20 protein-coding genes and 1 pseudogene are annotated in these 21,019 nt (G+C 72.3%); 10 read left to right on the top strand and 11 right to left on the bottom strand.

Going from position 1 to position 21,019, the window contains the following annotated elements; genetic code table 11:
* Nucleotides 1–360 precede the first annotated feature (360 nt).
* Nucleotides 361–1,314 carry an esterase/lipase family protein gene (locus tag QUY26_RS18630; RefSeq protein ID WP_289948113.1) on the top strand — a complete coding sequence of 318 codons (954 nt, stop codon included), beginning with the start codon at nucleotides 361–363 and terminating at the stop codon, nucleotides 1,312–1,314.
* A gap of 55 nt (nucleotides 1,315–1,369) precedes the next feature.
* Here QUY26_RS18630 and QUY26_RS18625 read toward each other — a convergent pair.
* From QUY26_RS18625 to ctaD, 3 genes and pseudogenes are all read right to left on the bottom strand, one after another.
* Nucleotides 1,370–2,373, bottom strand: a pseudogene (locus QUY26_RS18625) (IS5 family transposase).
* 73 nt (nucleotides 2,374–2,446) lie between these two features.
* Nucleotides 2,447–2,800: a hypothetical protein gene (locus QUY26_RS18620; protein ID WP_289948111.1), complete on the bottom strand. Its 354-nt coding sequence runs from the start codon at nucleotides 2,798–2,800 to the stop codon at nucleotides 2,447–2,449.
* Nucleotides 2,797–4,434, bottom strand: coding sequence for an aa3-type cytochrome oxidase subunit I (gene ctaD / locus QUY26_RS18615; protein ID WP_289948110.1), 1,638 nt, complete (start codon nucleotides 4,432–4,434; stop codon nucleotides 2,797–2,799). Before ctaD ends, QUY26_RS18620 begins: the two co-directional genes overlap by 4 nt.
* Nucleotides 4,435–4,540: 106 nt before the next feature.
* Here ctaD and QUY26_RS18610 point away from each other — a divergent pair, with 106 nt between their 5' ends.
* Together QUY26_RS18610 and QUY26_RS18605 are read left to right on the top strand one after the other, a co-directional pair.
* Complete coding sequence (locus QUY26_RS18610; protein ID WP_289948109.1) at nucleotides 4,541–5,074, top strand: RNA polymerase sigma factor; 534 nt, start codon at nucleotides 4,541–4,543, stop codon at nucleotides 5,072–5,074.
* Nucleotides 5,067–6,035: a CU044_5270 family protein gene (locus tag QUY26_RS18605; RefSeq protein WP_289948108.1), complete on the top strand. Its 969-nt coding sequence runs from the start codon at nucleotides 5,067–5,069 to the stop codon at nucleotides 6,033–6,035. The genes QUY26_RS18610 and QUY26_RS18605 overlap by 8 nt, the downstream gene beginning before the upstream one ends.
* Nucleotides 6,036–6,053: 18 nt before the next feature.
* On the opposite strand, the gene QUY26_RS18600 is transcribed toward QUY26_RS18605, so the two are convergent.
* Nucleotides 6,054–7,058 (bottom strand): SGNH/GDSL hydrolase family protein, encoded by a 1,005-nt coding sequence (locus tag QUY26_RS18600; protein WP_289948107.1) that lies wholly within the window; start codon nucleotides 7,056–7,058, stop codon nucleotides 6,054–6,056.
* 262 nt (nucleotides 7,059–7,320) lie between these two features.
* On the opposite strand from QUY26_RS18600, the gene QUY26_RS18595 reads away from it, so the two are divergent.
* Entirely contained in the window at nucleotides 7,321–7,698 is a 378-nt protein-coding gene (locus QUY26_RS18595) for a nuclear transport factor 2 family protein (protein WP_289948105.1), read from the top strand.
* 81 nt (nucleotides 7,699–7,779) lie between these two features.
* On the opposite strand, the gene QUY26_RS18590 is transcribed toward QUY26_RS18595, so the two are convergent.
* The gene (locus QUY26_RS18590) at nucleotides 7,780–8,112 is read right to left on the bottom strand and encodes a putative quinol monooxygenase (protein ID WP_289948103.1); all 333 of its coding nucleotides are present in this window, start codon (nucleotides 8,110–8,112) and stop codon (nucleotides 7,780–7,782) included.
* A gap of 109 nt (nucleotides 8,113–8,221) precedes the next feature.
* Nucleotides 8,222–8,587: a PH domain-containing protein gene (locus QUY26_RS18585; protein ID WP_189731390.1), complete on the bottom strand. Its 366-nt coding sequence runs from the start codon at nucleotides 8,585–8,587 to the stop codon at nucleotides 8,222–8,224.
* 204 nt (nucleotides 8,588–8,791) lie between these two features.
* Between QUY26_RS18585 and QUY26_RS18580 the strand changes: the two genes are divergently transcribed.
* A complete protein-coding gene (locus QUY26_RS18580) occupies nucleotides 8,792–9,220 on the top strand; it encodes a pyridoxamine 5'-phosphate oxidase family protein (protein ID WP_289948097.1) in 429 nt (142 codons plus the stop codon).
* Between the two features lie 2 nt (nucleotides 9,221–9,222).
* Here the strand turns inward: QUY26_RS18580 and QUY26_RS18575 are convergent, their stop codons facing one another.
* From QUY26_RS18575 to QUY26_RS18565, 3 genes are all read right to left on the bottom strand, one after another.
* Complete coding sequence (locus QUY26_RS18575; protein WP_289948095.1) at nucleotides 9,223–9,948, bottom strand: hypothetical protein; 726 nt, start codon at nucleotides 9,946–9,948, stop codon at nucleotides 9,223–9,225.
* A gap of 104 nt (nucleotides 9,949–10,052) precedes the next feature.
* Nucleotides 10,053–11,690, bottom strand: coding sequence for an outer membrane protein assembly factor BamB family protein (locus QUY26_RS18570; RefSeq protein WP_289948093.1), 1,638 nt, complete (start codon nucleotides 11,688–11,690; stop codon nucleotides 10,053–10,055).
* Nucleotides 11,691–11,804: 114 nt separating this feature from the next.
* Nucleotides 11,805–13,421: an outer membrane protein assembly factor BamB family protein gene (locus QUY26_RS18565; protein ID WP_289948091.1), complete on the bottom strand. Its 1,617-nt coding sequence runs from the start codon at nucleotides 13,419–13,421 to the stop codon at nucleotides 11,805–11,807.
* A gap of 88 nt (nucleotides 13,422–13,509) precedes the next feature.
* Between QUY26_RS18565 and QUY26_RS18560 the strand changes: the two genes are divergently transcribed.
* Both QUY26_RS18560 and QUY26_RS18555 read left to right on the top strand, forming a co-directional pair.
* Nucleotides 13,510–14,106: a TetR/AcrR family transcriptional regulator gene (locus QUY26_RS18560; protein ID WP_289948089.1), complete on the top strand. Its 597-nt coding sequence runs from the start codon at nucleotides 13,510–13,512 to the stop codon at nucleotides 14,104–14,106.
* Nucleotides 14,107–14,199: 93 nt separating this feature from the next.
* Nucleotides 14,200–14,592, top strand: a complete 393-nt coding sequence (locus QUY26_RS18555) for a hypothetical protein (protein WP_289948087.1) — start codon at nucleotides 14,200–14,202, stop codon at nucleotides 14,590–14,592.
* A gap of 135 nt (nucleotides 14,593–14,727) precedes the next feature.
* Here the strand turns inward: QUY26_RS18555 and QUY26_RS18550 are convergent, their stop codons facing one another.
* The gene (locus tag QUY26_RS18550) at nucleotides 14,728–15,273 is read right to left on the bottom strand and encodes a tellurite resistance TerB family protein (protein ID WP_289948075.1); all 546 of its coding nucleotides are present in this window, start codon (nucleotides 15,271–15,273) and stop codon (nucleotides 14,728–14,730) included.
* 446 nt (nucleotides 15,274–15,719) lie between these two features.
* Between QUY26_RS18550 and QUY26_RS18545 the strand changes: the two genes are divergently transcribed.
* The 3 genes from QUY26_RS18545 to QUY26_RS18535 all read left to right on the top strand — a co-directional run bounded on the left by QUY26_RS18545 (nucleotide 15,720) and on the right by QUY26_RS18535 (nucleotide 20,005).
* Nucleotides 15,720–17,171: a hypothetical protein gene (locus tag QUY26_RS18545; protein ID WP_289955823.1), complete on the top strand. Its 1,452-nt coding sequence runs from the start codon at nucleotides 15,720–15,722 to the stop codon at nucleotides 17,169–17,171.
* A gap of 201 nt (nucleotides 17,172–17,372) precedes the next feature.
* Nucleotides 17,373–18,719, top strand: coding sequence for an AAA family ATPase (locus QUY26_RS18540; RefSeq protein ID WP_289948073.1), 1,347 nt, complete (start codon nucleotides 17,373–17,375; stop codon nucleotides 18,717–18,719).
* Nucleotides 18,716–20,005 carry a vWA domain-containing protein gene (locus tag QUY26_RS18535; protein WP_289948071.1) on the top strand — a complete coding sequence of 430 codons (1,290 nt, stop codon included), beginning with the start codon at nucleotides 18,716–18,718 and terminating at the stop codon, nucleotides 20,003–20,005. Before QUY26_RS18540 ends, QUY26_RS18535 begins: the two co-directional genes overlap by 4 nt.
* A 46-nt stretch (nucleotides 20,006–20,051) precedes the next feature.
* On the opposite strand, the gene QUY26_RS18530 is transcribed toward QUY26_RS18535, so the two are convergent.
* Nucleotides 20,052–20,984: a DUF4394 domain-containing protein gene (locus QUY26_RS18530; RefSeq protein WP_289948069.1), complete on the bottom strand. Its 933-nt coding sequence runs from the start codon at nucleotides 20,982–20,984 to the stop codon at nucleotides 20,052–20,054.
* Nucleotides 20,985–21,019: the final 35 nt, after the last annotated feature.

Raw genomic sequence — 21,019 nt, 5'->3', positions numbered from 1 at the left:
CGACCTCGCCCGCCGCCTCCGACCCACGAGCCCTCGCGCGCCGCCTCCGACCCACGAGCCCTCGCGCGCCGCCTCCGACCCACGCGCCCCACACGACCCCCCGCGCCCCGCACACCTCACCCACCCCGCCCGGGCCTCGTCGCCCGAGGTCAGCCCCGTCGGCGCCAACCCCCTTGGCCCGCCCGGAAATTCTCGTACGCACGAGTCTTGCGCGGCTGTTTCCGTGGCCCTACTTTCAAGTAACCAAATCTGAAGTGCTGCCGTTTCAGATTCCTGGACGCAGATCTGTCATGCCTATGACAAATGGCGACGACCCCTGCGTCCGAACACCCCACTCGTGCACCTGAAGGGACCGGCACCATGAACAGAGCCTCCGCACCGGCCCGCCTGGCCGCGGCCGTCACCCTGGCCGCCTCGGCGCTCACCGCCGCGGCCGTCCCGGCGCAGGCCGGGGAACAGCCGCGCAAGCAGTACCCCGTCGGCGGCGTCGCCGAGGGCGTGAGCAACTTCTTACTCAGCCCGAACGCCGTGTCCGGCGTGAACGACTGGAACTGCAAGCCCGACGCCGAGCACCCCAACCCGGTCGTCCTCGTGCACGGCACCGGCGTGAACCTCGGCGCGAACTGGGTCAAGATGGGCCCGACGCTCGCCAACGAGGGCCACTGCGTCTACGCCTTCAACTACGGCATGGGCAGCCCGTTCAACTTCGGCGGGCGCGTCGGCGGCCTCACCGGCATCGCCAAGTCCGCCGAGGGCATGAGCGCGTTCGTGGACAAGGTGCTGGCTGCCACCGGCGCCAAGAAGGTCGACGTCCTCGGGCACTCCCAGGGCGGCATGATGCCGAACCACTACATCAAGCGGCTCGGCGGCGCCAAGAAGGTCGACCGGCTCGTGGCGCTCGCCCCCACCAACCACGGCACCACCCTCAGCGGTCTGGTGAACCTCGGCAAGGCCCTCGGCGTGCTCGGCATCGTCAACGGCGCCTTCGACCACCTGAACCTCCAGGGCCTGAAGGACCAGCAGGAGGGCTCCGACTTCCAGAAGGCGCTGTGGGCCGACGGCGACACCGTCCCCGGTGTGCGCTACACGGTCATCGCCACCAAGTACGACCTGATCGCGAGCCCGTACGGCAACGGCTTCCTGAAGGGCGACAACGTCCGCAACATCCTCGTGCAGGACCAGTGCCCGAAGAACCGCGTCGGTCACGTCGGCCTGTTCACGGACGGCCCGACGACGCAGAACGTCGTCAACGCCCTCGGCGCGGACAAGCCGGACTTCAAGCCGAAGTGCGCGGACTACGGGCTGCCGCTCTGACGGCGCCGGCGCCCGGGCGGGCCGGGGGCGGGCTAGGGCGCGTATCGAGTTGTGATCAATTAGTGGTCCGGGTGAGGTCTTTGATCCAGATCATGGAGGCTCGTAGGTGGAGGCCGGCGAGGTAGCTGTCCGGGGTCTTGTCGTATCGGGTGGCGATGCCTCGCCAGGCCTTGAGCTTGTTGATCAGGCGCTCGACGGTGTTCCTCTCCTTGTAGAGGGCGGCGTCGTGGCTGACGGGTCGACCGCCCCCGGAGCCTTTCTTCTTTCGGTTGGAGGCCTGGTCCTTCTTCACCGGGATCACTGCCTTGATGCCGCGTCGGCGCAGGTGGGCCCGGTTGCCGCGAGACGAGTAGGCCTTGTCTCCGGTGACCGCGTCCGGCCGGGTGCGGGGGCGGCCGACGGGGCCGCGAACCCGTAACTTCTTGAGCACGGGGATGAACTGCGGACTGTCCGCGGCCTGGCCCACGGTCAGCACAAACGCCAGCGGGCGGCACTTGCGGTCGGCGGCCAGATGGACCTTGCTGGTCTGCCCGCCCCTGGAGCGCCCGAGGAGAGCGGCCTTCAGGCGGACTCTTCGCCGACGTCGGATGCGTCGCCGCTCCTCCCGCTCGGGATCTGCTTTGACGTCCTGCCCGCTTTGTTCTTCGAGGCTGCCCCCTTTGACCTGGCCTTCTCCTCCTCGGCGGCAGCCTTCTCCAGCGCAGTGATGACGTCCTTGCCCAGGTGCATCCCGGCGGCATCGTGGTGTGCCCGCGCGGTGGTGGAGTCGATACTGACCAGGGACAGGTCCACCTCACCCCGCTTCGCCGCTTCCGCAATCAGGCCCTCCAGCAGCGCCTCGAAGACGCCGGCGTCCCGCCACTGCCGGAAGCGGTTGTGCACGGTCGACCAGGCGCCGAACTCCTGCGGCATCTCCCGCCACTGCCCGCCGGTCTTGAACCGCCAGATCACACCCTCGAACTGCTGCCGGAGCCGCTCGGGGTACGGGCCGTACTCGCCGATCGGCAGGTACGGCCCGATGAACTCCCACTCTGCATCCGTCAGTTGCACTCGCGTCACGCAAGAAGATCTACCGGACCAGACCCCGCCGCGAGAGCGGATCCCACAGATTGATCACCACTCGATACGCGCCCTAGCCCCACCCCCGGCTCAGTTCGAGCGTCGCCCCCATGAACAGCGCCGCCCCCACCAGGCACCACGCGAACGCCCGCCGCTGGAGCACCCGGTACGCCTCCTCGTACTCGGCGCGCAGCTCGCGCGAGCGGGCCGCGGTGCGGTCCCAGGCGCGCCGGGTGAGGACCATGTGCTCCTCGGTGTACTGCCGCTCCACCTCTTCGCGCTGGCTGTCCGTGAGCCAGGGGAGCCGGCCGGTGAACCGGCCGGCCGCCGCCCGGCTCTCCGCCCGTGCCGCCTCGACGAGCAGCAGCCCCTCGAGGTCCCGCACCAGCGCCCGCGCGTCGGCCCCGCGCTCGTCCATCGCCGTCATCGCGCGGCCACCTCCGCCGGTGCGGGCGCCTCGGCGAGCCCGTCGTCGGCCGCCGCGATCTCCGGGTGGTGCAGGTCGAAGGCGGGCGACTCGCTGCGGATGCGGGGCAGGGACGTGAAGTTGTGCCGGGGCGGCGGGCAGGAGGTGGCCCACTCCAGGGAGCGGCCGTAGCCCCAGGGGTCGTCGGCCTCGATCTTCTCGCCGTACTTGGCGGTCTTCCAGATGTTGTAGAAGAACGGCAGGAGCGACATGCCGAGCAGGAACGAGAAGATCGTGGAGAGCGTGTTCAGGCCGGTGAAGCCCTCCACCGCCAGATAGTCGGGGATCCGGCGCTGCATGCCCGCCGTGCCGAGCCAGTGCTGGACGAGGAACGTCCCGTGGAAGCCGACGAAGAGCGTCCAGAACGTGATCTTGCCGAGGCGTTCGTCGAGCATCCTGCCGGTGAACTTGGGCCACCAGAAGTGGAATCCGGCGAACATCGCGAAGACCACGGTGCCGAAGATGACGTAGTGGAAGTGCGCGACGACGAAGTACGAGTCCGAGACGTGGAAGTCCATCACCGGTGACGCCAGGATCACGCCCGTCAGACCTCCGAAGACGAACGTGATGAGGAAGCCGACCGCCCACAGCATCGGCGTCTCGAAGGACAGGGACCCCTTCCACATCGTGCCGAGCCAGTTGAAGAACTTCACGCCCGTCGGCACGGCGATCAGGAACGTCATGAAGGAGAAGAAGGGCAGCAGCACGCCGCCCGTGACGTACATGTGGTGCGCCCACACCGTCACCGAGAGGCCCGCGATGGCGATCGTCGCGCCGACCAGGCCCATGTAGCCGAACATCGGCTTGCGCGAGAAGACCGGGACGACCTCGGAGATGATGCCGAAGAAGGGCAGGGCGATGATGTAGACCTCGGGGTGGCCGAAGAACCAGAACAGGTGCTGCCACAGCAGCGCCCCGCCGTTCGCCGCGTCGAAGATGTGCGCCCCGAACTTCCGGTCGAGCTCCAGGGCGAACAGCGCGGCGGCCAGCACCGGGAACGCGAGCAGCGCGAGCACGGCCGTGAGCAGCACGTTCCAGGTGAAGATCGGCATGCGGAACATCGTCATGCCGGGGGCGCGCATGCAGATGATGGTGGTGATGAAGTTGACCGAGCCGAGGATCGTGCCGAAGCCGGAGAAGGCCAGCCCCATGATCCACATGTCGCTGCCGATGCCGGGGGAGTGCACGACGCCCGACAGCGGGACGTACGCGGTCCAGCCGAAGTCGGCCGCCCCCTGCGGGGTGAGGAAGCCACCGACGGCGATCAGCGAGCCGAACAGGTACAGCCAGTAGGCGAACATGTTCAGGCGCGGGAACGCGACGTCGGGCGCGCCGATCTGGAGCGGCATGATCCAGTTCGCGAAGCCCGCGAACAGCGGCGTCGCGAACATCAGCAGCATGATCGTGCCGTGCATCGTGAACGCCTGGTTGAACTGCTCGTTCGACATGATCTGCGTGCCGGGCCGGGCCAGCTCGGCGCGCATGAACAGCGCCAGCACCCCGCCGATGCAGAAGAACGCGAACGACGTCACCAGATACAGCGTGCCGATCGTCTTGTGGTCCGTGGTCGTGAGCCACTTCACGGTTGACCTCATGCCCCGTACGTGTCCGGGAGGCGGCCCGGCATCACCGGACACCCCTGCCGCGAGAATCACAGCGGCCGGGTGTGAGGATCGGACGCATGCCGGACACCTACGGTCCATGAGCACGGACGATTCCTTCGCGGCCGCCTACCGCGAGCACTACTGGGCGGTGAGCCGGTTCGTCGCGCGCAGGCTCGACGCGGGGGAGGCCCACGAGGTCGAGGAGGTCGTGGCGGACGTCTTCTCCATAGCCTGGCGGCGCCGCGCCGAACTCCCCGAGGCACCGCTGCCCTGGCTCTACGCCGTCGCCCGCAACTGCCTGGCCAACACGGTGCGCGGCCTCGGGCGGAGGCGGCGCCTGCTGCACCGCATCGGCCTGAACGAGAGCGCCCACGGCCATCAGATCGTGGACAGCCCGGACACCGAACGCCCCGGCTCCTGGGTGCACGAGGCCCTGGCCCGGCTCTCCCCCGCCGACCAGGAGGCCCTTCGCCTGACCACCTGGGAGGAGTTGGGCGTCGACGAGCTCGCGGTGGCCCTGGAGTGCAGCCCCGGCGCGGCGGCGATGCGGCTGCACCGGGCCCGCCGCAGACTCCGCGCGGAGATCGACCGGATGCAGATGAACGTACGAGCGGGAGAGAGCCGTGACTGACCACCTGGACGACCGGCGCGACGCCCACGACGCCGACCTCGACCTCCTGCGCGCCGCCAACCCCGTCTCCGCCACCACCGGGCCCTGGCGCGACCGCCCCCTGAACGCCGTCGCCGAGCGCGGCCTCAACCAGCTCCTGCACCGCACCCGGGCCCGCCGCGCCCGCCGCCGCGTCGTGCTGTGGGCCGAGGCCGCCGCCGTCGCCTTCGCCGCCGTGCTCGCGCTCACCGTGCCCGACCTGGCCGCCGCGCCCGCCACCGCCGCCGTGCCCGGCGCCCTGCACCCGCGCGACAGCGCCGCCCTGACGCTCGACCGCGTCGCCGACCGCGCCGAGGCCGCCGCCCGCGACGGCGGACCCCGGCTGCGCAGGGGCGCCCACGTGCAGACCTGGAGCATCGCCCTGGACGAGGGCCCGGACGCCGAGCGCCCCGTCACGCTGCCCGAGGAGCGGGAGGTGCGCTGGCAGCCGGACGGCAGCCGCACCGAGCGCGTCAAGGCCGACGGCAAGGTGATCAGCGAGCGCATCCACCCGCCGAGCCGGTCCGACGCCCCGCCCCGCTCCCGCCCGCCGCACACCGCCGCCGCCCTGCGCGACTACCTCACCGAGGTCCACGAGCCCGGCTTCCCGCGCCGCACCACGCCCGCGAGCACCCGCGAGGTCCTCGACGCGCTGCCCTCGCTGCTCGACACCTGGACGCTCGGCGCCCGCGAGAGCGCCGCCCTGGCCAGGCTCCTCGCCGACAGCGGCGGCCTGCGGCCCGCGGGCACGGTCACCGACCGGCTCGGCCGCTCCGGCCAGGCCTACGTCCTCGACTCCCGCGACGAGCACCTGCGCCACATGCTGATCCTCGACCCCGACACGGGCGAACCGCTCGGCCTGGAGGTGATGTTCACCAAGGACCGGCCGAGGTTCGCGGTCGAGGCCGGGGACGTCATGTCCTACAGCGCCTGGCGCCGCTAGCGGGCCCGACCGGTGGCGTCAGCGGGTCTCCTGCGCCCGCAGCGTGTCCGCGACCGCCTGCCCGATGCGCCGGATGCCCGGTGAAGGCACAGGACACGGACGGGACTTGGCGGTCGTCGGGGCCAGGCAGAAGTGCAGCGGGTCGTCGGAGCGGTGCAGGGCGGTGCGGTCGCTCTCCGGCTCGGTGCAGTACGCGCGGTGGGCGCGCTCGTACGCCGTGCAGGGCAGCTTCTCCACCCAGGTGTGCCGGGCGGCGGCCGGGCTGACGGCCTTGCCCGCGTCCGAGACCAAGTCGCCGCTCGCCGCCGCCTGTTGACGGTAGAGCGCGTTGACGCGGCGCACCCGGTCCGGGGTCATCGGGTCCGGGCCCTGCGACACCCACACCACTCGGGGCCGCTTGCCGCCCGCCTCGCGCGCGGCGTCGGTGATCTGCCCCGTGAGACGGCGCGCGTCGGCCGCGTACCGCGAGAAGTACCGGCCCTGTGCCTTGTCGTAGGTGATGCCCTCCATGCAGGGCGTGTAGCCCCAGGCGTTGCCCCAGAACTGCAGCACCACATAGTCGGGCCGCAGTTCGCGCACGAGCGTCGCCGCCTTGTGCTTGTCCGGTACGAGGGAGTCCTTGCCGGTTCCCTCCAGGTAGTCGCAGAGGGTCGTGCCGGAGTAGGGCGCGCTGGTGTAGCGGGCGCCGAGCTGGTCGCGCACGAGGGTGCCGAGGACGCGTTGGTTCTCCATGGCGAGGGAGTCGCCGAGGTAGAGGACCTTGGGGCGGGTGGTGGGGCGCGGCCGGTCCTTCTTCCCGGTGCCGGCGCGCCTGTCGGGCCCGTTCCGCCCGTCCCGCTCGCCGCGGGCGTCGCGGTCCGCCTCCGCGCGGCCCCGGGTGGTCGGGGAGGCGCCGTCGGTGGGGTCGCCCGGGACGGGGGCGGGCGGCGCCCCCTGGTCGCTGCCGCCGTCGGAGCCCGGGTCCCCGCACCCTGCCACCAGGAGCGCGCCGAGCAGCACTCCGACCCACCACACCTTGCGCATCCGCCAACTCCCGTCCCACCCCACGGAATCAGCCCCCAGGCAAGCACAGGTGGGGCGGCGGCGAAAGTCATGCGTGCGCCGACCGTGGCGGGTGGGGCCCCTCGGGCGCGTACCGGCACCGGCCCGTCGGCATTACCTCGGGCGTAATCGCCCCCGGCGGGCCCGCCCGGCAGTGTTGGGGTCACCGGGGCCCGGGCGGCGCACTCCGCCCGGTCTCCGGGGGACAGGACCCGAACCACGACCACGCCGGAGGCGAACACCCATGGCCGCACAGGACGTTCACGAGACCGCCGTCGCCCGCTACTTCGAGGCCTGGAACAGCGCCGACCCCGCGAGCCTGACCAAGGCCGTGGCCGCCGCGTGGACCGAGGACGGCACGTACACCGACCCGCTGGCCGACGTCTCGGGGCACGCGAGGGTCGCCGCGGTGATCGCCGGGGCCCGGGAGCAGTTCCCCGGCTTCTCGTTCCGCCACACCGGTGAGGTCGACGGCCACCACGGCATCGCCCGCTTCACCTGGGAGCTGGTGTCGGACGCGGACGGCTCGGCGCCGGTGGCCGGGTTCGACGTGATCGTCCTGGCGGAGGACGGCCGGATCCGGGCGGTGCACGGGTTCCTGGACCGGGTGCCGGCCGCCTGACCGGACGCACATGACGTACGTACGGACGCGTGTGGGGTCCAGGACAAGAACTGTCCTGGACCCCACACGCGTCCGATCAGGTCAGGCCTCGCGCGGCGCGACCTCGCCCATCCGCCCCCACCCGTCCATGCCGGGGATGTCGGTGCTGACGATCTGGGGGATCTCGGCGATGGCGTACGACATGGTGTCCATCGCGGCCTTGAAGTGCGCGGACTCCACGTGCGCAGCGCCCGCCTCGCCGTCGCGGAACGCCTCGACGAGGACGAACTGGTGCGGGTTGTCGACGCTGCGCGACCACTCGAAGAACAGGTTGCCCGGCTCCTCGCGGGTGGCCCGCGTGAAGTCGTCGACGAGGTCGAGCCACGTCTCGCTCCGCTCGGGGCGGACGGTGAACTTTACGGTGATGAAGATCATGGGGGGTCGTTCCCTGGATTGCTGTGCAGTGCACCCATGAACGTACCCGGTCCCCGTCCCCGCGACTACTCGGCGACCACCCGGCGACTTACAGCCCGCGAACCGGGCCCTACCTGGCCACGAACTGGGTGAGTATCGCCTGCACCTCGTAGATGTCGACGCCCTTGGTGAAGGTCTTCTCGATCGGCACGGGGTTGCTGGAGATCCATATCTTCAGCTCCGCGTCCAGGTCGAAGTGGCCCGCGGTCTCGACCGAGAAGTGCGTGATGCTGCGGTAGGGCACCGAGTGGTACTCGACCTTCTTGCCGGTCATGCCCTGCTTGTCGACGAAGATCATGCGGCGGTCGGTGAGCAGGATGGTGTCGCGGATCAGCCGGTAGGCGGCGTACACCTGCTCGCCGTGGCCCATCAGCCGGGCGTACTCCTGCTGAGCCGACGCCGGGTCGACGGTGTGCGCGTTTCCGAACAGCGCCATGTCAGGCCCCCTCGTGTGACGATGCGTCCGTGTGACGATGCGTCCAGCCACCGTACGTGAACACCCGTCCGCGGGGCCTCTGGCCCGGATGGCGGCGGACCGCGAAGTGGCGCTCCGCGTCAGGGTGTCCCGTGTGTACGGCACGGCTCTGGACGTGTAAGCAGGAGGGACCGCGCGAGTTCTACGAGGCGAAGGGGATCGACGATGGCTCTGACCCGTGACGAACGTGAGCAGTTCCTGGCCGAGGCGCACATCGCTGCGCTGGCCGTGGACTCGGGGGAGGACGGACGGGCGCCGCTCGTCGTGCCCATCTGGTACCAGTACGCGCCGGGCGGGGACGTGTGGATCATGACGGGCCGCGACTCGCGCAAGGGGCGGTTGATCGCTGCCGCGGGGCGGTTCTCGCTGCTGGTCGAGCGGGTCGAGCCGACGATCCGGTACGTGAGTGTCGAGGGGCCCGTCGTCAGCACGGAGGCGGCCACGCCGGAGCAGTTGCGGGAGATCTCCGCCCGGTACCTCCCCGCCGAGAAGGTCGACGGGTACGTGGAGATGGCGTGGAAGGAGCACGGCGAGCAGGTCGTGATCCGGCTGCGGCCCGAGCACTGGGTCTCTTCGGACCTCGGGTCCCTCTGACGTCAGGCGGGTGGGGCGGACGAGGCGGGCGGGGTGGCCGGGCGGGGGCGGCGGAACTCGTTCGGTCTTCGGTGTTCCTGGATCAGGGCGATGGCGAGGACGAACGCCACCGCCACCAGGTGTTCCCGGCCCGCCAGGTTCGGCTTCAGGATCGAGCCCACCACCGTCGGCACGACGGTCACAAGGCACAGGGCGGGGGCCCGCAGCCGCACCGACAGGTAGGTGAACAGGCCCACCACGGCCGCCGACGCGCCGGTGTCCACGTCGTGGGCGTACGCGGCCGGCACCCCCGCGAAGTGGTCGGGGCCGATGGCCACCATGACCCGCGCGCTCAAGGTGCCGGCCAGCGTCGCCGCGTACGCGATGAGCAGGGCGCGTTTGGAGCCGATGAGGAGCTGGGCCAGGCCGAGGGAGAGGAGCAGGCGGGGCAGGCCGCCCCAGACCGGCTGGTCCCGGGTCGGGACCAGGACGGAGACCGGGGTGCGCAGGAGCGAGAGCCAGAGCGGCTGGTCGGCGCGGACCTCGCTGAGCCTGCGCACGACGCGGTCGCTCGACGGGATCTGCTGGAGTTCGTGCAGGCAGATCATGGCGAGGGCCGCCGCCACGGCCAGGGAGACCCCGGCCGGGCGGCGTTCCCGCAGCTCCCGCCACGCCGCCAGGCAGAGGAACTGCCACTCCGCCCGCAGGGTGGCGCGCAGACGGCGGACGGCGCGCACAGCTCGCGGCATCGGCTGACCGTCCTCTTCCCCCACCGCGTCGCGCCGCCCGGCACTTCGCACACATATGTCCGTCGGGGCCAGGTTAGATCATGCTTGCTATTGCGTGGCGAACGCTATTTCGCCGCGAATCCCATGATCATGATCGACTTTCGGTCCGAGACCGGGCGGGACAGCAGGTCCGAGCTGAGGTACAGCTTGCCGTGGGTGAAGTGCAGCTCCGACTGGAGCGGGGGCAGGGCGGTCGGCCGGGTGGTGGCGTCGAGCAGCAGGGTCTGCTTCATGGTGCGGCCGTGGACGGAGTAGACCCGGGCGTACGGGGCGCTCTTGTAGATGAGCAGGTTCCCGCCGTCCATGCGGATGGGGAAGAGCGGGTACTCCTCGCCGCCCTTCAGGCGCTGCCCGGTGGTCTTCCCCGTGGCCAGGGAGAACACCACGATGTCGTTCGTCGACGTGTACTCCTTGTCGCCGTCGCGCCGCGCCGTCGCCACGTACAGCTTGCCGTTCCCGGCCACGATGCCCTTGCAGTCCTCGTTGGTCGACGAGGTCCCGCAGGTGTGCATGTACTGGCCGTCCGGCAGCTCGAACTTCGCCCGCAGCTTGCCGCGGTCGTCGAGGGAGAAGATGTCGGAAGCTCCGGAGGAGGAGATCTCGCCGGAGTCCGTGCCGACCACCACCGGCCAGGTGGAGATGACGTTCGGGGACTTCACGCCCTCGGGCATCTTGTAGCTCCACTTGGGCTTGCCCGTGGCCGCGTCGAGCAGCTCGACCTTGAACACGGGCGTGCTCAGCTCACCGCAGGAGCGCACCGCCACCAGCCGGTCGCCGCCGCCGTAGCCGACGTCCCTGCACTTCTCGCCCAGCTTCGGCTTCCACAGGAGCTTGCCGGAGCGCAGGTCGAAGGCCGCGCCGCCGTACAGGCCGGAGAGCGCGACGGTGTCGCCGCTGATCGTGGCCTGGTTGAACTGGGTCTTCTCCTTCTGGTAGCCGACGGTGACCGACTTGGCCCAGAGCTTCTTCCCCGTGTTCACGTCGAACGCCATGACCTCGGTGCAGGGCGCGTAGCCCTTCTCGTCGTCCCCGGGCTTCGGCGCGGGCTGGGTGACGACGACGGCTATGGAGCCGTCGCCGAGCTTCGTGGAGCCCGCGCAGGACATCCCGGGCTTGTCCAGCTTCCACACGTCCTGGCCGGTGGCCGCGTCGAGGCCGGTGATCCGCTTGACCGACGCCTTCGCGTACACCTTCTCGGTCAGCCAGGACCCCTTGACCCGGTACGTGCTGGCCCCCTTCGGCAACGCGGGCTGGTTGGCCGCGCCCTTGAAGGAGGCCTTCGGGTCGGCGGGGACCGGCTCCTTCGGCTTCTCGTACGCGGGTCCGGCGCCGTCGGCCTTCGGCTTGCCCGCCGCCTTGTCCTTCGCGCCGTCGTCATCGCCCTGCTGGTTGGCGTACCAGACACCGCCCCCGACGATCAGCGCGATGGCGAGCACGGCGGAGCCCACGATCGCCGCGCGGCCCCGGGAGCGCCCGCCCCCACCCGGTGTCGGGTCCGGCGTGGTCACGGGCTGGGGCGGCCCGAAGCCGCCGGGCTGGGAGTACCCGCCGGGCTGTGCGTAAGGGCCGGGCGGGGGGAACCCGCCGGGGGGCGGCTCGACCGGCGGGCCGAAGCCGCCCGGCTGCTGCCCCTGCGGGGGCGGCGGCGGGCCGAAGCCGCCGGGCTGGGGCGGCGGGGACTGCGGTGACGGCGGGTTGGTCATCGTGACTCCAGGAACGGCGGCGGGGACAGTGGTGCGAGCGGGGGCGGGAACAGCGACAGGAGAGCGGTGGGGCGTGCGGGCGCCGTCGGCGCCCGGCGCGCGGCCGTGGCGGCCTCAAGGTCCGAACGAGAGCATCCGCCCGTTCCCCTCCTCGCCCGCGGAACCGTGGCTCCTGCCGTTCAGGCGCGTCGGCGTGATGAACAGGCGCCCGTCGAAGTACAGCGTGTTCCCGGCGAACATGAAGACCTCGATCTTCTGCGCGGCGGCGGTGTGCTTCAGGAGCACCTTCGGCTTGCCGCCGTCGGCGGGCAGGAACAGGGTCCGCCCGGTCATCTCCCGGTACGGCCGCGCGTAAACGATCACCCCGGGCCCGTCCCGCTCGCTGTCGGTGACGGGCAGGAGCTGTCGGCCCCCGGCCCGGGCGGACCACTTGGCCTTCCCCGTGCCGAGGGCGAAGGCGACGATCCGGTTGGGCCCGAGGGTGTCCTTGGGCCTGCTCGCGAGGTACAGCGTGTCGTGGGCGACGACGGCCCCGACGCAGTTCTGCACGCCCTCGCCGGAGTCCCCGGCACCGGTGCAGTGGTCGAACTTCTCCTTGCGGCCGTCGAGGTCGATCCAGGAGCGCTCCTCGCCCCGCTCGTCGACGGCGGCGACGGCCCACTTGTCGGGATCGTCGCGGCTGCGCAGGGTGACCACGAGGGGGTCGACGGAGTAGACCTTCTCGACGGGCCACCCCTTCCTGCTCCGGTAGACCCACTCGACCTTTCCGGTACGGGGATCGAGCCCCCGTACCCGGCCGTGGGTGGACTTGGAGCCCGCCGCGCAGGACTGCACCTGGAGCAGCGCGGAGCCGCCCGCGACCCCCTTCAGGAAGCAGGCCCCCTCGCGCTGGTGCTTGGTCGTGAACAGCCGCTTGCCGTCCCGCACGCGGTAGGCGTGCGCGACGGAGTCCTGGTCGACCATGACGGTGGAGCCGCTGATCGCCACGTGCGTGGCGGTGGTGCTGTCCAACGTGCTGTGCTCGGTGAGGCTCTTGTGCCAGCCCTTCTTCCCGGTCTTCAGGTCGATCATCTGCAGCTGGTTGCACTTGGCCCCGACCCGGGCCTCGCTCGTCGTGTAGGCGACGACCACCTTTCCGTCGGGCGAGGGGTTCACCGGGGTGTCGCAGACCTCACCGGGCAGCCGCACCCGCCACGCCCGCGTGCCGTCGGCGGCCTTGAACGCGGTGACCTCGTCGTACTCGGCCTGCGCGACGAGGCCGTCCGCCCGCCACAGGTCGAGGAGTTGACCGCCCTTGCCGGGCAGCTTCACGTCGTTGACGGCGAGCCAGGCCTTGGCGTCACCGGGCCCCCGGCCCGCGTTGACGTCGATCTGGCCGGCCTCCCCGGTGCCCTTGCCGCCGTCGTCGTCGCTGCCGTCGCGCGCGGGCGCCGACTCGCGTCCGTCCCGCTCGGGCTGACGCGAGTCCTGCGCCACCGGCTTGCGGGAACCGTCCTCGCCCCCGTCGCCGTCTCCCCGCGTGACGAAGAAGACGCCCGTGCCCACGAGCACCAGGGCGAGGGCGCCGACGCCGACCATCAGGGCGCGCTTGCGGGAGTTCGCGGGCTGCGGCCCGGGCGGGGGCGGGATCGGCGGCTGAGCGGGCGGCTGCGGCACCGGCTGGGCGTAGGGGTTGCCGGGGACCGGCTGGTGCGCCGGTGGGCGCCCCGACTCGGACTCGTGACTGACCATGGCACAGAGTGTGTCCCAACCAACGGTCTTTTTAGAGAGTTTTTCTAGAAAAAGTTTCCGATGCTGGATCTGAACTACGCTGGTCCGCATGGCGCCTAAGCAGCAGCGTGGCGAGGCCACGGTCGACCTGCTCCTGGACACGGCCCTTGCGGTGTACGCGGCATCGGGGCGGCAGGGATTCACGGTCAACGCGGTCACGGCGGCGAGCGGCGTCAGCTTCGGCAGCCTCTACCACCACTTCGGCAGCTTCGACGGTCTGGCCGCCGCCCTCTACATCCGCTGCCAGGACCAGCTCTGCGACCCCGTGGTGGCCGCCGTGACCCGCTGCCGCACGGCCCGCACCGGCGTCCAGGCCTTCGTCAAGGCGTACTTGGACTTCACCCGCGAACACCGCGACGTGGCCACTTTCGTGCACGCCTCCGCGTACTCCCGCTATCTCGCGGCCCACGCCAAGGAGGTGGCGGCGGCCAAGGAGGCCAAGTTCGCCGCCATCGCCTCCTGGATGTACGCCCGCGTCGCCGCCGGTGAAGTGGCCGTGCTGCCCGACCAGACGATCGAGGTCCTGCTGCTCGGCCCGGTCGCGGAGACGGCCCACCGCTGGCTCGTCGGCGGCTACGAGGTGGATCTGGACGAGGCGGTGCGGGTCCTGCCGGACCGGATCTGGCGGTCGCTGCGGGCGGACTAGGACCTGGGCGCCGCGGACCGGCCAGCCGCACGCGGACCGGCCAGCCGCACGCGGGGTGGGCCCGGGGCGGGTCGCTGCATAGAATTCGCTGTCATGTCGAACCCTGACGAGCTGCTCGTCAACATCTCCGCCATGGTGGAGTCGGAGCAGAGCAACCAGATGTCGCTCACCGTGGTCGTCGCCGGCGCCGTGCTCACGGGCCGCCTCGCGCCCGAAAGCATGTGGAGGCAGCGGGTCTCCGAGGTCCTGAAGGACTCGGACCGCCTCGGCCCGTTCGCCGATGTCTTCGCCGGTCACAGCACCCCGGTCCGGTCCGGTCCGGAACCGGACGACGGCGGCGGGACGGCGCCCACACACCTGCACTTCCACCTCGCCCGGATCCTCCAGGGCAACGTGGGGATCCCCGAGACCGGAGGCATGTACCGGGTCGCGATCAAGGACGTCAGCGCCTGGACCGTGGGGGACTTCAGCTACTCCGACCAGTGATCGCCCGCTAGGGCCCGTCCGAGGCGAAGGGCCCCGCCGACCCGTGTCGGCGGGGCCCTTTCGAACCGTACGAACGGTGGCTCACGCCTCCGGCGCGGCGGGGCCGCGGCGGGTCGGCCGCGGGGCCGTCCCGCCTCAGAGGCCGAACTCCTGCGGGGACAGGCCGAGTGCGGCGCACGCCTCGCGCAGGACCTGCTCCTCGGCCGGGGCGACATACCCGTCCGCGCCCGCGACCACCAGGCCGGTCTGGACGACCGCGCGGGCCTCCGTCGGCTTCTTGGCCGCCTTGGCGATCTCCTGCATGACCTCCGTCTTGCCCTGCTGGAAGTTGAACGCCAGCTGGTCCACGTGCTTGTTGAACCGCTGGCGCAGCTGCTCCGGCGGGAAGTTCTGCAGCACGTCGTTCTGCAGGATCAGCGACTCCACGTGCTGGCGCTCGGCCGGGTCGACCTGGCCGTCGGCGGCGGCGACCAGGGCGCACATGGCCATGCTCGCGTCCCGGTACGAACCGCTCTTCAGCTCCGTCTTGAGGGACGTGAGCTGGGACTTGAGCATGCTGATCAGCTGCGCCTTCGAGCCGCCCGAGGAGCCGCCGGACCGCCCGTGCCCGCCGGAGCCGCGCGAACCCTGCGCCTGCTGCAGACCCTTGGCCTGCTCCTTGAGCTTGTCCCACATAGCCATCCGTGACACCTCAGCTTCTGCCATGTAACCGCTCGTGCGCGCGCGTTCCGCGCGTCCTTCTGCCAACGCCCCCACGTTCCCCGAAGTTCCAGAGTCAGTACAGCGCGCGCCAGGACTCGGTACAGCTCGGGAAAAACACCTGACAAGGCGTGAGGGAGGGCCGTACCATCCCTCGCGATGACGACGATGACCACTCACTCTGTTGACAGATTGGGGGACCCGTCCGCGCAAGGTGAGTGCTGATGCTCACTGACATCGCGAACGGGCACACCCGCCCCTCCTCCCAGGCCCCTGCCTCCGGGGCCCCTGCCTCCCGGACCCTTTCCTTCCGGGCCCGGCCCCCTTCCTTCCAGGCCCCTTCCTTCCAGGCCCTTTTTCTCCGGCGCCCCTCCGACCGGCGCCCGTCCTTCTGGCCGCGCGTACGCGAGTTCGCCGTACCGGCCGACATGATCGAGACCGCGACCGCCCGCCGCCTCGCCGGTGACTGGGCCGGCGCGTGCGCCGCCGCGCGCGTCGACGTGGACCTCGACATGCGCCCCCTGGCCCGCACGCACGGCCGCGAACTCGCCGCCCGCGTCCGCGACGACCTCCGCCACCTCGCCCCCGACCTGCTGCGCTGGCACCTGCCGAGGATCGCCCCCGACGGGCTCCTGCGGCCGGGAATCACCGTCCCGCTCGCCCGGTACGACACGGGGGAGCGGGCCGGCGCACAGGGCTCGGTGCACCTGGTGGCGCGGACGCCGCCCGCGTGGGCGGACGCGGGGCAGCGGATCAGCCTCGCGCTGTGGGAGGGCTCCCGCACGGGTCCCGGCGCCCTCGGCCACGGGGGCCCCGGCGCCCCCGGCCACCAGGACCCCGCCCCGGCCCCGCCCTCGTCCGCGTACCCGCGGGCACGGCCTTACCCGCACCCTCATCCGCATCCCAGCCGACGCTTCCGGCTCGACCTGCACCGGCACCTGTGGGACGCGCGCAGAGCCGATGAGCTGCGCGTACGCTCCGGGGCCGACCGCACCCCCGCCGACGCCGCAGCCGCCGCCCTCCTCATGGCGGACCCGCACCCGCTGCCGACGGCACCGCACGGGCTCGCCTGCGCCGTCGACCGCTGGGCCGCGGAGGCGGAGATCCTGCTGCGTGCCGAGGGCCGGTCCGACGGGCTGTTCACCGTCCGGCTCGGGGCCGGGCGGCGGGTGGTGCTGCGGCTCGACGGGGCGGGCGGGGCGGAGGCTGTGGGCGGAGGGCGGGGCGAGGGCCGGGGCGGCCGACGTGGCCGGGACCGGGCCGCCCCGCCCGTCCTGCCCGACGCCGCCACCTGGGTCCTGCCCGACCTCGAACTGCTCCGCACCGGCACCCTCGACGTCGGCCTCCTGCACCCCCTCGTCGCCTCCGCACTCGTACCGGACCGCCCACCGACGGGACCGCCCCGCACCCCCGACCGGGCGGGCGAGCCGCGCTTCGTGGACTGCCGGGGCGCCCGGCACCGCATCGGACTCGTCGACGGGGCGCTCGCCGCGCTCGACCACGGACCGGCCGAGGTCCGGCGCGAGGAACTCCTGGTCGCCCTCGGCGGCCCCCCGCTCCCCTGCCTGCGCGCCATCGACGAGGCCCACCGCCGCCCGGACTGCCTCACCGGCGTCCGCGAACGCCTCGACCACGGTGACACCGCCGGCGCGCTGGCCGTCGTCGAGGGCCTCCTCGGCCCCGAGGCCGTGCTGCGCGCAGGGCCGCTGCGGGACGAGCTGGAGGCCGCGGCGGCGCGGCGGATCACGTACGGGCTTTTCAGGGCGGGCCTGTTGGGCGCGGGGGCCAGGGGCGGCGGTGGCCCCGGTGCGCGGGTGCGACCAGGGCGCGGCCGTGCCCGCGACCCCCACGCGCAGCCGCGCCGGACGGCCGCGTACTGACGCGCACGCCCCTTCCCTGACGCCAACTCCCTCCCTGCCTCCCCGCCTCCCCGCCTCCCCGCCTCCCTGCCTCCCCGCCTCCCCGCCTCCCTGCCTCAGCCTTTTCCGCTCCCTGGGCCTCCGCCTCCGCCTCGGCCCTCACCTTCGCCTCCACATCCGCCGTCGGCCCACGCGGCCGCGCCCGACCTCAAAGGTGACCACATGCCCACACGCACCCCGCCCGTTCTGCCCACCCAGTCCACCCAGCCCGCCCAGTCCGCCCAGCCCGCCCAGTCCGCCCAGTCCATCCAGTCCGCCCCGGCCACCCCCACCAACGCCCAACTCGACGTGGCCGCCGACCTCCTGGCCCTCCTCCGCGACACCACCACCGAACCCCGCCCCGACATCCAACTGGAGGCCCTGGCGCTGGCCGTCGCCGCCGACCTGCCCGTGCTCCTGTGGGGCGAGCCGGGCATCGGCAAGACCGCCGCCCTGACCCAGCTGGCCGCGTCCCTGGACCTCCCGTTGACCACGGTGATCGCCAGCGTGCACGAGCCGTCGGACTTCTCGGGCCTGCCGATCGTCGGGGACGACCCCGCGGAGCAGGGCGTCCCGATGGCACCGCCGGACTGGGCCGTGCGCCTGGTGCGGGCCGGCCGGGGCCTGCTGTTCCTCGACGAGCTGTCCACCGCGCCCCCGGCCGTACAGGCCGCGCTGCTCCGGCTCGTCCTGGAGCGGCGCATCGGTGCCCTCCGACTCCCGCCGGACGTGAGGATCGTGGCCGCCGCCAATCCCCGGTCCTCGGCGGCCGACGGCTGGGAGCTGAGCCCGCCCCTGGCCAACCGGTTCGTCCATCTGCAGTGGACCCACGACCACGAGGTCGTCGTACGCGGACTCGGCGGGACCTGGCCCCGGGCGACCCTGCCCCGGCTCGACCACGGGAAGCTGCCGGAGGCCGTGGGGTTCGCCCGTCGCGCGGTGTGCGAACTGCTGGCGGCGCGCCCCACCCTCGTGCACCGCCTGCCCGGCAACGAGACGCGCCGGGGCGGGCCCTGGCCGTCGCCGCGGAGCTGGGAGATGACGCTGCGCCTGATCGCGTTCGCCACCGCGGCGGGCTCGTCCCGTGAGGTGCTTGCCCTGCTGGCCAGGGGCACGGTGGGGGACGGCCCCGGCCTCGAACTCCTCGCCGGGATCGACCGGATGGACCTCCCCGACCCCGAGCTGCTGCTCGCCGACCCGGCGGCCGCCGAGCTGCCCGAACGCGGCGACCTGCGCCAGGCCGCCCTCGACGGCGTGGTGGCCGCGGTCCGCAACCGCCCGGACCGCTCCCGCTGGGACGCGGCCTGGGCGCTGCTCGTCCGCGCCCTGGAGACCGGTGCCCCGGACCTGGTCGTCGTACCCGCGACCACGCTGGCCTCGCTCCGGCAGGAGGACTGGGACGTACCGGAGTCGATCGAGAGCCTGGCCGGAGCGGTGGCGCTGTCGCAGCGGGCGGACCGGGCGCGGGCCAGGCCGAAGGCGGCGAAGGCGCCGACGGCGACGGCGGCCGCGGCGCGGGCGGCACGATGACGCGGCCCCCGGCGAGCCCGGGCGCGATCCCGGCCCCCGCGCCGCCCTCGCCCCCGCCCCTTCCCTTGGACAAGGACAAGCTCTTCGCCGCCCGGCTGCACGCGGCGCGGGTGCGGCCGTACCTGGCGACGGCGCTGTTCGCCCTGCACACCGTCGAGTCGCGGGACGTGCCCACGATGGCGGTGGACCGGTACTGGCGGTGCTACGTCTCGCCGGGGTTCGTGGCCCGGACGCCGGTCGAGGAGCTGGCCGGGGTGTGGGTGCACGAGGTGTCGCACCTGCTGCGGGACCACCACGGGCGCAGTGACCGGGTGGCGCGGGAGCGGGGCCTGACGGGCGCGGGGGACGGGCTGCGGATGAACATCGCGGCGGACTGCGAGATCAACGACGACGTGTACGGGGACGGGCTGGTCCGGCCCGAGGGCGCCGTGCGGCCGCAGACGCTCGCCCTGGAGCCGGGGGAGCTGATGGAGGACTACCTGCGGCAGTTCCGGCTCGGGCCGCGCACGGCGGACCTGTCCTGGCTGGACTGCGGCAGCGGTGCCGACGGCCGGGAGCGCGACTGGGACCTGGGCCCGGAGGGCGCCCACGGCCTGAGCGCGCAGGAGCGGGACGCGGTGCGCTTCCGGGTGGCGCAGGGGCTCAAGGGCCGTCCGGGGAAGGCGCCGAAGGGGTGGCAGCGGTGGGCGGATGAGGTGTTCCATCCGCCACAGCCGTGGCGGGAGTTGCTGGGCGCCGCCGTGCGCTCGGCCGTGTCCGGGCCGGGCGTGGGCGAGGACTACACGTACGGGCGGCCCGCGCGGCGGTCGGCCGGGGTGCCCGGTGTGGTGCTGCCCGCCCTGCGGAGCAGGCCGCCGCGGGTCGCGGTGATCGTCGACACGTCGGGTTCGGTCAGCGACGCCGAGCTGGGCAGCGCGCTCCTTGAGGTCGCGGCGATCGCCCACGCGGTGGGCGGCCGCCGCGACCTGGTCTCCGTACTGCCCTGCGACGCGTCGGCCCGCATCGTCCACCCGCTGTGCACGGGCGAGGGCATCCCGCTCCTCGGCGGTGGCGGCACGGACCTGCGGACGGGCTTCGCGCGGGCCCTGCGGTCCCGGCCACGGCCGGACGTCGTCGTGGCGCTCACCGACGGCCAGACGCCGTGGCCGAGCACGCAGCCGCCGTGCCGGACGGTGGTCGGCCTGTTCCCCCGCCCCTCCCGCGACACCTCGACGCGGGACGAGGACGACCCCGACTACGTACCGGACACGCCACCGGAGTGGGCGCGGGTGGTGGAGATCGGCTAGGCGGTCATTTGGCCGACCCGTGCGGCCGGGCCTTGGATTCCGGCGCTCAACTACCGCTGAGCTTGATTGTCACATCGGTGACGTCCAGCGGGAATTGCTCGATGACGGTCGCCTCGCCGGTGAAGACATTCACGCTGTAGAAGGACGGAGTGCTCGCCCCGTACGGCGTGAGGGACGCGAAGGCGATATTCGAGGTGGTCTTGCCGCCCGTCAGATAACTGAAGATGTCCAGACCGGAATCCGCGCCCGCGTCGAGGGTCAGGGAGCCGGTCGGGGCCAGGGTGCCGTTGTTGGCGGGAGACTGGATGACGACCTGGTCGGACGTGGTGTTGATGTCGAACAGGGTCGTCGCGGTGGCGCCGTTGAGATCGTTGTTGGTGTACGCGGCGGCGGTGACGCCCCGGGTGGGGGCGGCGATCGGCGGGGTGGTGAGGACGCTGTCCTCGGCCGTGCTGTCGTCATTGAGGTTGTGCCGCAGGTTCTGCCCGTTGTCGCTGATGACGCGGAGCCGGTCGGCGGCGGGGTTGAAGTCGACGCCGAACTTCGAGCCGTACAGGGCGACCTGTAGCTGGGACACCTTGGTGACGACGACGTCCACGACGTCCGGCGGGGTCTTGATCGTGTAGATCCCGCCCTGGTCGCCGACGCCGTACATCAGCCCGTCCTGCACCCGGTGGTCGATGCCGATGAGCTTCGTGTCCCCCTTGAGCCCCTTGATGACCCGGACCCAGTCGAGGATGTCGGGCCGGTCGGTGGTGAAGGTGGCCATGCGGGTACCGCCACCGAGGATGCCGAAGGCGCGGAGGCTGGGGGTGGCGGCGGGGGCCTTGGTGCTCGCCGCCGGGTCGGTGGCCGAGCCGGCGCCCGGCGCGGCGGCCAGGAGGGCGGCGCAGGCGGCCGACGCGGACAGGGCGGCCACGATTCTCGTACTCTTCTTGAACTTGGTGGTCCGCGTCCTGGTTCTGAGATCGCGTCTCATTGACTTCCTCCCGAATGAAGAGGGCCGGACGGGCG

It is taken from the genome of Streptomyces flavofungini (assembly GCF_030388665.1).
GTDB classification, from domain to species: Bacteria; Actinomycetota; Actinomycetes; order Streptomycetales; family Streptomycetaceae; genus Streptomyces; species Streptomyces flavofungini_A.
The sequence above is the reverse complement of the archived record's forward strand: the minus strand, read 5'-3'. Positions and strand labels throughout refer to the sequence as shown.

What these genes read in the sequence shown, in the direction of transcription:
- QUY26_RS18630 (WP_289948113.1), top strand. Translation starts at nt 361, where the DNA reads ATGAACAGAGCCTCCGCACCGGCCCGCCTGGCCGCGGCCGTCACCCTG.
- QUY26_RS18620 (WP_289948111.1), bottom strand. Translation starts at nt 2,800, where the DNA reads ATGACGGCGATGGACGAGCGCGGGGCCGACGCGCGGGCGCTGGTGCGG.
- ctaD (WP_289948110.1), bottom strand. Translation starts at nt 4,434, where the DNA reads ATGAGGTCAACCGTGAAGTGGCTCACGACCACGGACCACAAGACGATC.
- QUY26_RS18610 (WP_289948109.1), top strand. Translation starts at nt 4,541, where the DNA reads ATGAGCACGGACGATTCCTTCGCGGCCGCCTACCGCGAGCACTACTGG.
- QUY26_RS18600 (WP_289948107.1), bottom strand. Translation starts at nt 7,058, where the DNA reads ATGCGCAAGGTGTGGTGGGTCGGAGTGCTGCTCGGCGCGCTCCTGGTG.
- QUY26_RS18595 (WP_289948105.1), top strand. Translation starts at nt 7,321, where the DNA reads ATGGCCGCACAGGACGTTCACGAGACCGCCGTCGCCCGCTACTTCGAG.
- QUY26_RS18590 (WP_289948103.1), bottom strand. Translation starts at nt 8,112, where the DNA reads ATGATCTTCATCACCGTAAAGTTCACCGTCCGCCCCGAGCGGAGCGAG.
- QUY26_RS18585 (WP_189731390.1), bottom strand. Translation starts at nt 8,587, where the DNA reads ATGGCGCTGTTCGGAAACGCGCACACCGTCGACCCGGCGTCGGCTCAG.
- QUY26_RS18580 (WP_289948097.1), top strand. Translation starts at nt 8,792, where the DNA reads ATGGCTCTGACCCGTGACGAACGTGAGCAGTTCCTGGCCGAGGCGCAC.
- QUY26_RS18575 (WP_289948095.1), bottom strand. Translation starts at nt 9,948, where the DNA reads ATGCCGCGAGCTGTGCGCGCCGTCCGCCGTCTGCGCGCCACCCTGCGG.
- QUY26_RS18570 (WP_289948093.1), bottom strand. Translation starts at nt 11,690, where the DNA reads ATGACCAACCCGCCGTCACCGCAGTCCCCGCCGCCCCAGCCCGGCGGC.
- QUY26_RS18565 (WP_289948091.1), bottom strand. Translation starts at nt 13,421, where the DNA reads ATGGTCAGTCACGAGTCCGAGTCGGGGCGCCCACCGGCGCACCAGCCG.
- QUY26_RS18560 (WP_289948089.1), top strand. Translation starts at nt 13,510, where the DNA reads ATGGCGCCTAAGCAGCAGCGTGGCGAGGCCACGGTCGACCTGCTCCTG.
- QUY26_RS18555 (WP_289948087.1), top strand. Translation starts at nt 14,200, where the DNA reads ATGTCGAACCCTGACGAGCTGCTCGTCAACATCTCCGCCATGGTGGAG.
- QUY26_RS18550 (WP_289948075.1), bottom strand. Translation starts at nt 15,273, where the DNA reads ATGGCTATGTGGGACAAGCTCAAGGAGCAGGCCAAGGGTCTGCAGCAG.
- QUY26_RS18545 (WP_289955823.1), top strand. Translation starts at nt 15,720, where the DNA reads ATGATCGAGACCGCGACCGCCCGCCGCCTCGCCGGTGACTGGGCCGGC.
- QUY26_RS18540 (WP_289948073.1), top strand. Translation starts at nt 17,373, where the DNA reads ATGCCCACACGCACCCCGCCCGTTCTGCCCACCCAGTCCACCCAGCCC.
- QUY26_RS18535 (WP_289948071.1), top strand. Translation starts at nt 18,716, where the DNA reads ATGACGCGGCCCCCGGCGAGCCCGGGCGCGATCCCGGCCCCCGCGCCG.
- QUY26_RS18530 (WP_289948069.1), bottom strand. Translation starts at nt 20,984, where the DNA reads ATGAGACGCGATCTCAGAACCAGGACGCGGACCACCAAGTTCAAGAAG.